The organism is Synechococcus sp. R60.1, from assembly GCF_047461835.1.
In the GTDB taxonomy this organism is placed as follows: Bacteria; Cyanobacteriota; Cyanobacteriia; order Thermostichales; family Thermostichaceae; genus Thermostichus.
Genome location: NZ_JANSIA010000016.1, coordinates 27562 through 37583, shown reverse-complemented (window position 1 = coordinate 37583; position 10022 = coordinate 27562). Strand labels below are relative to the sequence as shown.

Annotated in this window: 10 protein-coding genes; 6 read left to right on the top strand and 4 right to left on the bottom strand. The window is 58.4% G+C overall.

The window, feature by feature from the left end:
• Positions 1-114 precede the first annotated feature (114 nt).
• The 3 genes from NW834_RS04110 to NW834_RS04100 form a co-directional block, all read right to left on the bottom strand.
• On the bottom strand, positions 115-591 hold the full coding sequence (locus NW834_RS04110) for a hypothetical protein (RefSeq protein ID WP_414399881.1): 477 nt from the start codon (positions 589-591) through the stop codon (positions 115-117).
• A gap of 58 nt (positions 592-649) precedes the next feature.
• Positions 650-1627: a hypothetical protein gene (locus tag NW834_RS04105; protein WP_414419605.1), complete on the bottom strand. Its 978-nt coding sequence runs from the start codon at positions 1625-1627 to the stop codon at positions 650-652.
• Positions 1628-1966: 339 nt separating this feature from the next.
• The gene (locus tag NW834_RS04100) at positions 1967-2578 is read right to left on the bottom strand and encodes a chromophore lyase CpcT/CpeT (RefSeq protein WP_414419604.1); all 612 of its coding nucleotides are present in this window, start codon (positions 2576-2578) and stop codon (positions 1967-1969) included.
• 693 nt (positions 2579-3271) lie between these two features.
• Between NW834_RS04100 and NW834_RS04095 the strand changes: the two genes are divergently transcribed.
• From NW834_RS04095 to murJ, 6 genes are all read left to right on the top strand, one after another.
• Positions 3272-3790 carry a phycocyanin subunit beta gene (locus tag NW834_RS04095; RefSeq protein WP_011434282.1) on the top strand — a complete coding sequence of 173 codons (519 nt, stop codon included), beginning with the start codon at positions 3272-3274 and terminating at the stop codon, positions 3788-3790.
• A gap of 193 nt (positions 3791-3983) precedes the next feature.
• Positions 3984-4466 (top strand): phycocyanin subunit alpha, encoded by a 483-nt coding sequence (locus NW834_RS04090; RefSeq protein WP_011434281.1) that lies wholly within the window; start codon positions 3984-3986, stop codon positions 4464-4466.
• Between the two features lie 470 nt (positions 4467-4936).
• On the top strand, positions 4937-5794 hold the full coding sequence (locus NW834_RS04085; protein ID WP_414332161.1) for a phycobilisome rod-core linker polypeptide: 858 nt from the start codon (positions 4937-4939) through the stop codon (positions 5792-5794).
• A gap of 33 nt (positions 5795-5827) precedes the next feature.
• Positions 5828-6655, top strand: coding sequence for a HEAT repeat domain-containing protein (locus NW834_RS04080; RefSeq protein WP_414419603.1), 828 nt, complete (start codon positions 5828-5830; stop codon positions 6653-6655).
• 50 nt (positions 6656-6705) lie between these two features.
• Positions 6706-7092: a hypothetical protein gene (locus NW834_RS04075; protein WP_414332159.1), complete on the top strand. Its 387-nt coding sequence runs from the start codon at positions 6706-6708 to the stop codon at positions 7090-7092.
• Positions 7093-7248: 156 nt separating this feature from the next.
• Positions 7249-8895, top strand: coding sequence for a murein biosynthesis integral membrane protein MurJ (gene murJ, locus NW834_RS04070; RefSeq protein WP_414419602.1), 1647 nt, complete (start codon positions 7249-7251; stop codon positions 8893-8895).
• Here murJ and sigC read toward each other — a convergent pair.
• Positions 8892-9992: an RNA polymerase sigma factor SigC gene (gene sigC, locus NW834_RS04065; RefSeq protein ID WP_414374965.1), complete on the bottom strand. Its 1101-nt coding sequence runs from the start codon at positions 9990-9992 to the stop codon at positions 8892-8894. The two genes, murJ and sigC, sit on opposite strands and share 4 nt — an antisense overlap.
• Positions 9993-10022: the final 30 nt, after the last annotated feature.

The window sequence follows — 10022 nt, the reverse complement described above, 5'->3', positions numbered from 1 at the left end:
ACGAAGAAGCGATTAAGAGTAACCTCAACTTTCTTCTGGAGTAAATTCATTGGCAGACTCTAGTTTCAAGTTTCTCTCTAGGATCTCTAGGATAAGCTCTAATTCTCCTGCTCTTCACGAGGGATCTCCAAACAACCCTGGCGGAGCCAAATCTCTGCTGATCGCCTCCGCCTGAAACCGACCGCTCATGCCCACCACCTGCCACTCGGCGCTGCGATTTCCCTGGCGGAAGCGCAGCCGTCGGGCTCGCAACGGCACCACTTCTACAGCTTCTACCAGAAATTGTTGGTATTCGCCCAAATAGTCTCGGTAATCCGGGGGCAAGTCAGCGCTGCTGTTGATTTGAATCCAAAACACCCGTCCTGCTTCGTTGCCATAGGCGCGGATTTGTTCCTGGCCGCGGTATTGCTCCACCCCGCGCAGCCGCTGTCGTCCCACCTGCACAGACTCAGCCCACTCCGGCAAGGGATCCCCTAAGCTGATCGACCAAGCCGGCCCGCTCAGCCCTAGCCAACAGAGCAGCAGTAGCCCCCAAACCCAAGGCCATCTGTGCGGCGTGCTGTTCCCGGTTTTCAAGGCTCGGCCGAACATGGCAAGTTCTTCTCCGCAAGTGATCCCAATGCTTTTGGATGTTGAAAACAACTTCGTCTCAACGTAGGCGAAAGCCGATCCGACCGCCTTCAATATCAAAGGCAACGTCGGCGTTGAAAAACAGCGGCATGCCCAACAGTTGCACTCCTTGGTTGCCGTTAACAAAAATCCGATCCCGGCTGGGCGTAATGGGAAAGCCAACCCGAATGCGGTAGTCAAAAGCCCCCTCCAGCACAGCTCGCCATTCAGCGCCGGGGGGCAAGGTCGAGGTGGAGAAAGGAGCTGCCCCCAACAGCCTGACATTGAGAAAAATGTCGGAAGAACCACTGTCAAAAACGGTGGGGCTGAGGGCATTTTGAATGGAAGTGTTGCTAATGCTGTAGGCCACTTGCAAAGCCTCATCCCGCCAGATGGGTGTGCCATCGGGAAAGCTTCCCACCTGGGGAAACTGCCGGAAATTGAAGCCGGCGGTGTTGGCCGCCGTTAGGCCAACCGTGAACAGGCCCTGGGTGGAGTTGAAGCCCCCCGTTTGAATAATGTACCCAGAGCGGAAATTGCCCGGAAGACGGGTGAGCGGGCTAAACAGCTCGCGGTTGGGGCTGCGCTCATCCAAGGACGTGCCTAGGATCCCGGCGAAGGGCCGCCCTTCTCCAAACAAGTTCTCTGAACAACTGGCCACCAGGGCGTCCACACAGGTGATCCGGTCGATCAACTGAATCGTTACCGGCTCCCGACTGGGGATCCCGCCTATGCTGAAGGGGGCGCGGGCCAACACCCCGATAAATTGCGTGCCATCTCCGAACGTCACAGTGGAAGGGATCCCCGTCCGCTCCAGGCCAAAGCGACCTGCTGCTGTCGCTATGATGCGCAAACCTGCCGAGCCGGTATCCAGTAACACCTCAGCTCCGCTCCCGGCCACCCCCACTGTCAGGCCCAGGAGCTTGAAGCGGCTGTTGCCCAGGGTACGCACCGGCATGGGAATCGACTCGGTTCCCGGTTGAGGCGGGAGAGGGATCAACGCAGGGGGGGAAGCCACAGATTCCCCCTGGCCAGAACATCCGGCACCGAGCAGCAGCAAGGCCAAGATCCCAACTAGGGCGATTACCATTCCCCAAGGGCTGTGCCAAGCCCGCCCAGACCGTGGCTCATTCTTTGGGCTTGACCTCACCTGCATTGAACACCCACACTAAGCCGATAAGGAGCGTATCCTGTCTGCAAGCGGCAAAGAACATTCCCATTGCCAGCATGCTCGAACCCGGAAGCATCGCGCGGCAATATTGGATCCCGGCCAAAGACAGTGTACACAAGGCCGACTGAGGGAGAGTGCGCAATAGCGCTGTCAACTGTGGAGTTGTGGGGCTGGATGGGCTGCAGCCTACAGCATTAGCTCCGCCTGCCAATCGACCACTTTTTGGAAGCGAAAAGCGCCTGCCAGGGCTCCCCAAACCTGCTGGTGGGTGATGGGATCCATCCCTCGGTCATGGCTGCAAAACTCGCTCTCGCTCAGGTGCAAGGTGGTCTGCAGATAAGTGGTTTGGCCGTTGCGCACCACGCAACACCGGCACCCCGGCTCCGTCACGCCGACAAAGAGGGATCCCTGCCTCTTCACCTGCACATCACACCCCTCTAGATAGGCCAGATCGGCAGCCCTCAGTTGACTCAGTTGGTCTGCCCTTTCCCGAGCACAGCCCCGCCACCGCTGCGGCTCCAAAGGGCGATAGTTGCGAATCAGGATCCCAGCGCTTGCCTGAGTCAATTCCACCACCGCCTGCCGATAGGGATCTTCCAAATGGCCACTGTAGGCTTGCTCCACATAAAAGCCGATCCCGCCCAAAACGTGGGCCGGCAAGGGGCGATAGGCCACCCGGATCTGGGCGAAAAACGGTGGATTCTCCCAGGCTTGCTCTTGGTTGCTGAAGTCTCCTGCCAGCCAACGCGCCATCTGCAGCAGCTCTGGGGAAGGAGTGCAATCCAACCCAATAGGCATAAGCGGGCATCCAGAACTTCTGTAAAAGGTGTGTACCGAAAATCTTAGGGAATCGAAGAGAACCTTCTCAGATTTTGCCCCAACCTCAGGCCCGACCGAGGATTGCAGCAAGTGTTAAATTATGTATCCTTTATGAGAATGTTCGCTCCGATACTGAAAATGGATCCCTTGCAAGCTGCAAAGCCGCGATCGGGGCTGACATCTTTGTTCATGTTGTAAAGCTAGGCAAAGAAACATTCTCTTTTGTAAAAAACTACTCCCGCGAAGGACAGGGAGAACAGCCTGGGATCCCAGATGGGAAACAGATTGAAAACCGATCTAAGCCTTTTTGCGCGAGGTAAAGCCGATTTACATTTTTTGATTTCATCGCTTCTTGCCTTCGCGGTAGAAAAAGACTGGAAACAAGGCGAGCCAGCTTCTCCTCGTCTGCCCAGTTGAGGTTGCCAGCAGCGGCTGAGGCTTCTTGTCCAAGTCCGATCCCGTAGATGGTGGCCTGGCTCTGGGGGCGAGCTTCGCTTGCTCATCTTGGTTCTATCGGCTTCGATCCCGTCGGCGGTTCTGTGAGTTAAACAGCACCTCTCGGCACTGGGGATCCAAGCAGTGTTGCATTCCTGGCCGGCAGGTGCTCTCTGGGCCGTTGCAGGGAATGTGGATTCATAACCTCTTTTACTTTCGCTAGGGAGATTCAAAACCATGAACGATGTATTTGGCAAAGTTGTTGCCCAAGCTGACTCCAAAGGCGCTTTTTTGGGAGAGAACGAGTTTGCCGCTCTCCAGCAGGTAATTGCTGAGGGGAACAAGCGTTTGGATGCTGTGAACCGCCTCACCAGCAATGCCTCCAAGATCGTGACCGATGCCATCCGTCAGTTGTTTGCCGAGGAGCCCAATTTGAACGCTCCCGGTGGGCCTGCCTACCCCAGCCGCAATGTGGCTGCCTGTATGCGGGACATGGACATTATTCTCCGCTACATCACCTACGCCGTGGCAGCCGGAGATGCCAGTGTGCTGAACGAGCGCTGCTTGAACGGCCTGCGGGAAACCTATCAAGCCTTGGGCACCCCCGGTAGCTCGGTGGCCAACGGCATCCAAAAGATGAAAAAGGCTGCGGTGGCGGTGGTAAACGACCCCAACGGCATCACCCGGGGGGACTGCAGCGCTCTGATTGCCGAAATCGAATCCTACTTCGATCGCGCTGCTGCCGCTGTGGTTTGATCCCTTGTGGACTGAAGTTTCTGTTGTGTCCGGATCCAGTTGTGAAGACCTCTCTGGGATCTAAGACAACTCGGGTTGGCAGGGGATCCCTGGAAAAGTAACCTGTTTTGCAGCGATTTTGCAGTTGAGACTTTGAATCTTTTGCTTTGTTTTTTGCATTGAGCTTGAGTTAAGTAAAGGAGCGTTTTGAATCATGCAAACCCCAATTGTTGACGCCATCGCCACTGCCGATAGCCAAGGGCGCTACCTGAGCAACAGCGAATTGCAGGCCATCAATGGCCGTTTTCAGCGGGCTGCCGCCAGCATGGAAGCCGCTCGAGTTCTGAGCAGCCGTGCCGACGAGCTGGTGCGCGGTGCCACCGAAGCCGTTTACGCCAAGTTCCCCTACACCACCCAACCCGGTGGGCAGTGCCACACCCAAGCCGGCAAAGACAAGTGCGCCCGTGACGTGCGCCACTACCTGCGCTACATCACCTACTGCTTGGTAGCCGGTGGCACCGGTCCTCTGGACGAGTATCAGTTGGCCGGGATCCGCGAAATCAACGCCGCTTTTGAGCTCTCCCCCAGTTGGTTCATCGAAGCCCTGCGCTACATCAAAGCCAACCACGGCCTGACCGGGCAAGCGGCCACCGAAGCCAACACCTACATCGACTACGCCATCAACGCGCTCAGCTAAGTTCTGGAGCTTGGGATCCCTCTAAAAGGGTGACGCCGGCTAGCCAGTTGGCTCATCCCATAAACCAGGGGGGATGGCGAGGAAAGGTTGTTGAGGGCAACGGTGGTGAGCCTGCTACGTTGCGGAGAGATACGTTTGACCACGTGGGTTTGCGGATCAGTCTCCCCAATAGGAAGGCGCCACTGTTGCTCTTCTGCAGCTTGGGGCTGCCGATTTTTGATTTCTAATTTTAGTTTTCGATTTCTACAGTCGTTTCAGGCTAGGGTGAGACGCCTGGGCTATTGATCGCGCCAGCGGGACGGAGTCCTTGAAAAGCCTTTTGGCCCCCTGCATTATTGCTCCGCAACGCCGACGCGACGACGCAACCAACACTTTAGGTGTGGGTGCAATGTCCTAGCTTGAATCGAAATGACCCTAAACGCAAGCTTGTTCTCAATCTGTGTCCATTCAGTTCAATCGGGGGAATTAGCATGAGTGCAATTACAGCGGCAAGCCGGATGGGGATCCGGGGCATTACGGAGACCACCCCACTGGAGTTGCGCCCCAACGCCAGCCAGGATCAGCTCAATGCGGTGCTGCGGGCCATCTACCGTCAGGTGCTGGGCAACGACCATTTGTTTGGGGCCGATAGGAAGGAGCTGGCCAGTGCGGAATCGCTGTTGCGCCAGGGCAGCCTGACGGTGCGGGAGTTTGTGCGATGGATCGCCAAGTCCGAAGCCTACAAAAAGCGGTTTTTCTACCCCAACTCGCAAACCCGGGCCATCGAGCTCAATTTCAAGCATCTGCTGGGACGCGCTCCCACCAGCCCCAAAGACATCGCCCGCCATTTGGACATCTACCAATCTGGCGGCCACAGCGCGGAGATCGATTCCTACATCGACAGCCCAGAATACCTAGAAGCTTTTGGAGACAACATCGTCCCCTACCCGCGTGGGTTTGAATACCGCAAGGCTCATTCCACCCGCGACTTTACCAATCTCTTCGCCCTCTACGGGGGCTACGCCAACAACGACCGCTCCCAAGGGCCCAGACCCCGTCTGATGATGCCTTTGGCCACCGGGTTTACCCCGGCCATTCGCCGCATTGGGGTGCGGGGCCTGCTGCCGCCCAGCCCCATTTCCAAACACCTGGGGCCGCCAACGGGCCAGTCGGATCGCATGTTCTGTGTGGAAGTGACCCGACTGCTGAATCCGCCTTCGGCGCTGGCCACTTCCAGCCGAGTGCGCAAATCCAACCAGCAGATTTTCGTCTCTGCCGATCAACTGTCGGCAACAATGCAGCGGTTGCTCAAATCGGGCGCCAAGATCGTCAGTGTCCGCAGCGCTTAATCCCTTCTCGGTGTCCTCTCCGTTGTTGATTCCATGACCACTGCTGTTCCTCTGGATCCCAATCCGTCGGTGGATCTCACCCCGGCTGGACAAATCGTCAAGCTGCGCCACGGGGATCCAGGGGAACGCTACTATGCGGCTTGGTGGCTGGGGCGCATGCGCATTGCCGAAGGGATCCCGGCCCTGATCGAGGCCCTGGCCGATGAAACGGATCGCACCGCTCAAGGGGGATATCCGCTGCGGCGCAATGCTGCTCGTGCTTTGGGTAAACTGGGATCCCTGGCCGGGATCCCGCCCCTGAAGGCGGCTTTGTCTTGCTCCGATGGCCAAGTGGTGGCAGCGGCTGCCCAGGCGCTGGTTGAGATTGCCCTTGCCAACAACCTCCATAGGGATCCCGACGAAGTGGAAAAGCTGGGATCCGCTTTGCTAGAAGGGCTGCGCTTTGTGGAGCAAGGACTGCAGACGGAAGCCCAAGCCGCCCTAGAGGCCATTATCGAGGCTCTTGGACAACTGCAAGTGACCGCTGCTCTGGAGCCAATCTGTCCCTACCTAGAGCACACTTCCATCCGTTTGCAATGTGCGGCGGCACGGGCCTGCTATCGTCTCACCGGGGATCCGACTTTTGCTCAGCGCCTGCTGTCGGTGTTGAATCACCACAACATCCATCTGCGGCGGGCTGCCCTTTTGGATTTGGGGGCCAGTGGCTATTTTCCGGCAGCACAGGCCATTGCGGCGGCGGCGGTGGAGGCCAACCTTAAGCTCCTCGCCCTCAAACAGTTGGTGGAGATCAACCTAGAACATCAAAAGATCCCCGGTGCTGAGCTGCAGCAGGTGCTGCGGCTGATCGACGAGCTGCTGTGAGCGGTGGTGCTTCTGGGCTCTTGCTGTTCACATTAGCGGGACGGAGTCCTTTGCAACTGACCTATCAAGGCATTGCCCATGAGTTTGTGCATCCCTCTGGGGTAATTCAAAGCCGTCAGAATGTGCCCGCTCGGCACCGGGGTTTGGGGTGGAGCTGGCCAGCTCAATCCCTAGCCGTGGCGCTGCCTCAGTCTTTCCCCCTCACCTATCGAGGTATTGCCCTCGATCCTGGAGCAAGGGTGACGGCAGGGATCCCTGAGGTGCAAGGGAGCCCGGCAGCGGCTGTCTCCTCTCGGAAGCACTTCATGACCTTGGTCGAGGAAACCCATCGGCGGAACCTGCTGCACCGGCTGCAGGAGCGCATCCGTTCTGCTCAAGCCCGTGGGGATGAGCATCTGTTGCAGCAACTGGAACAGGAACGGCAACTGTTGGCCTGACAAGCTCGCTGCCTGCCCAAGGGATCCAGCTAATGCCCGACAATTGCCCAGAAGGGTTCGATATTCCCGATAATGGGAAGCGGCTCCTGGGATTCAAAGAGGGATCCGGGATCAGTTTGTTGTTGAGGCAGTGGTTGGGGTGCAGGACACAAGGTAATGGAGGAGTCTGCCACTCAGGAAGAGATCCCTGGGGGATCTCCTTCAGCAGGGCCATCCCGTTCGTTGATGTCGGTGGCGGGCTTGGTGGCCGGGGCGACCTTGCTCAGTAAGGGCATAGGCTTTATTCGCCAAGCTTTGATTGCAGCATTGTATGGCTCGGGGCCGGAGTACAGCGCCTTCGGGGTAGCCTACATCCTGCCCGGTTTTCTGTTGATTCTGCTGGGAGGGATCAACGGCCCTTTTCACAGCGCCATCGTCAGTGTCCTCAAAAAGCAGCGGGATCGGGACAGGGAGGATGCGGCTGCCTGGCTGGAATCCATTTCCACCTTGGTAGGCTGCCTGCTCCTGCTGGTCAGCTTGGGCCTTTGGTGGGGAGCGGACTGGGTGGTGCGCCTGAATGCGCCGGGAGCCAGCCCCGAAGTCCATGCTCTGGCCGCTGCGCAACTGCGGATCATGGCCCCTTTGGCCTTGCTCTCGGGGTGGATTGGCATCGGCTTTGGAGCGCTGAATGCTGCCGAACACTACGCCTTGCCTGCCCTTAGCCCGCTGATCTCCAGCTTGGCGGTGATCGGGATCCTGGTCACGCTGGGATGGACGGGGATCCCAACTTTGCTGGCCTGGGGCGTGCTCATCGGGGCCATTGCCCAATGGTTGGCCCAAATTCCGCTCCAGATGCGGTTAGGGCTGGGGCGACCGCGCCTGCGCTTTGAGTGGGGATCCCCGCAGGTACGGGCGGTGGGCTTGCTGATGTTGCCGGCGGTGATCTCCTCCGGGATGATCCACATCAATGTTTATGTGGATCTGTTTTTTGCCTCTTTCGTACCTGGGGATCGCACCATCGGCAACTTGGGATATGCCCAGCTTCTGGTACAAACGCCGCTGGGGATCCTCTCCAACATGGTGCTGGTGCCCTTGATGCCTCTCTATGCCCAGTTGGCAGGGGATGGATCCCGTTGGCCGGAGCTGCGCCAGCGTATCCGCCAAGGGCTGATGCTTACGGCAATTGTGACCCTGCCCCTGTCGATGCTGTTGGTGGCTTTGGCCGAGCCCATTGTCCAAGTGGCCTACCAGCGGGGGCGCTTTACGCCGGAGGTGACACAAGAGGTGGCAGCCCTACTCATGGCCTATGGTCTGGGGATGACCGGTTACCTGCTGCGGGATGTGCTGGTGCGGATCTTCTATGCCCTGGAGGATGGGGCTACGCCTCTGCGCATTAGCAGCATGGCCATTGGCCTGAATGCCCTACTGGACTTTCTATTTTTGCAGGCTTTTGAAGCGCCGGGCATTGCCCTGGCCACCGCCGGCGTCAACCTGATAGCCGTGATCGGACTGGGGATCCGCCTCCACCAGCGCCTGCCAGGGATCCCTTGGCGGGAGATGGGACAAGCCCTACTGCCATTGCTGGGGATCACCGTCTTGGCCGGGGGACTGAGCCATTGGCTGTGGACCCAACTGCGCTCCTACGAGATTGTGGGGTCTCCCCTGCTCACCGCCATCATTTGGGCCGGGCTGGCCGCGGGTTTAGGTCTAAGCTTGTTCGCCGCCGGAGCTCTCTACCTGCGGATCCCAGAAGTGGAGTGGGCAGCAGCCCGACTGCGGAAACGGGTAGGACGCTGGGGGAGCCAGTGGGCAAGCCGGAACTAGCTGATAGCTTCCAGGTAATCTCGCACGCGGTTGCGCCGCTTCGGCTGACGCAGCTTCTGCAGGGCTTTGGCCTCAATTTGCCGCACCCGCTCTCGCGACAGATCCAAGGCGCGACCGATTTCCGCCAGCGAATAGGTGCGCCCATCCCCCAAGCCGAAACGCATGCGGATCACATCCCGCTCGCGGCTGGTGAGATCCGAGAGCAACTGCTGTAGATCGCGATGCAGGGCTTCCCGCATCATGGTCTCTTCTGGAGAAATGTCGTCAGTTTCCAGCAAATCCCCCAGTTCGGTGTCCTTGTCTTTGCCCACCTTGGTTTCCAGAGAAACCGAGCGGGGCACCCGTACCAACAGCTCGCGTACTTGAGGCGGCGTCATCTCCAACTCGGAGGCGATGTCTTCGATGGTGGGGGTGCGGCCCTTTTCCTGGGAGAGCTTGCGCTGCGCTTTTTTGATCTTGTTCAGCTTCTCGGTGATGTGGACGGGCAGGCGAATGGTACGGCTTTGGGTGGCAATGGCACGGGTAATGCCCTGCCGGATCCACCAGTAGGCGTAGGTGCTGAAGCGGTAGCCCTTTTTTGGGTCGAACTTTTCCACCGCCCGCTCCAGGCCCAGCGTGCCCTCTTGGATCAGATCCAACAGCTCCAAGCCGCGGTTTTGGTACTTTTTCGCCACCGACACCACCAGGCGCAGGTTGGCCTTGATCATGTGTTCTTTGGCACGCTTGCCAATTCGCTGAACCTGCTGCAGCTTTTCAGGGGTCAGTTGCGCCCACTCGGGGTACTGGTTGGCCTTGGCCACCCATTCCGCAAGAGTGGGATCCCGTCCCAACTCTTTCTGCAGGCGCAGGCGCAAATCCAAGAGCTTCATGTAGTCTTGGACTTTTTGGGCCAGGGCCACCTCTTCATCGCGCCCCAACAGAGGAACACGACCGATCTCCTGTAAATAGAGGCGCACCAGATCGGTGGAGCGGCGGGTTGGCTCCTCTTCCAGAAACTCGCCATCGGCCAGATCCACCTCTGCTTCTTCGGCAGCATCGAGGAGATCGGCGGGGCCATCCAACAAAATGTCGTTGAGTTCAGGTTCGTAGTTAGACATGTAGGGTGTTGCTGATGTAGCGACAGGGGT

Bases quoted from the DNA above. Each gene is read 5' to 3' on its own strand.
- NW834_RS04110 (WP_414399881.1), bottom strand. From the start codon at position 591: ATGTTCGGCCGAGCCTTGAAAACCGGGAACAGCACGCCGCACAGATGG.
- NW834_RS04100 (WP_414419604.1), bottom strand. From the start codon at position 2,578: ATGCCTATTGGGTTGGATTGCACTCCTTCCCCAGAGCTGCTGCAGATG.
- NW834_RS04095 (WP_011434282.1), top strand. From the start codon at position 3,272: ATGAACGATGTATTTGGCAAAGTTGTTGCCCAAGCTGACTCCAAAGGC.
- NW834_RS04090 (WP_011434281.1), top strand. From the start codon at position 3,984: ATGCAAACCCCAATTGTTGACGCCATCGCCACTGCCGATAGCCAAGGG.
- NW834_RS04085 (WP_414332161.1), top strand. From the start codon at position 4,937: ATGAGTGCAATTACAGCGGCAAGCCGGATGGGGATCCGGGGCATTACG.
- NW834_RS04080 (WP_414419603.1), top strand. From the start codon at position 5,828: ATGACCACTGCTGTTCCTCTGGATCCCAATCCGTCGGTGGATCTCACC.
- murJ (WP_414419602.1), top strand. From the start codon at position 7,249: ATGGAGGAGTCTGCCACTCAGGAAGAGATCCCTGGGGGATCTCCTTCA.
- sigC (WP_414374965.1), bottom strand. From the start codon at position 9,992: ATGTCTAACTACGAACCTGAACTCAACGACATTTTGTTGGATGGCCCC.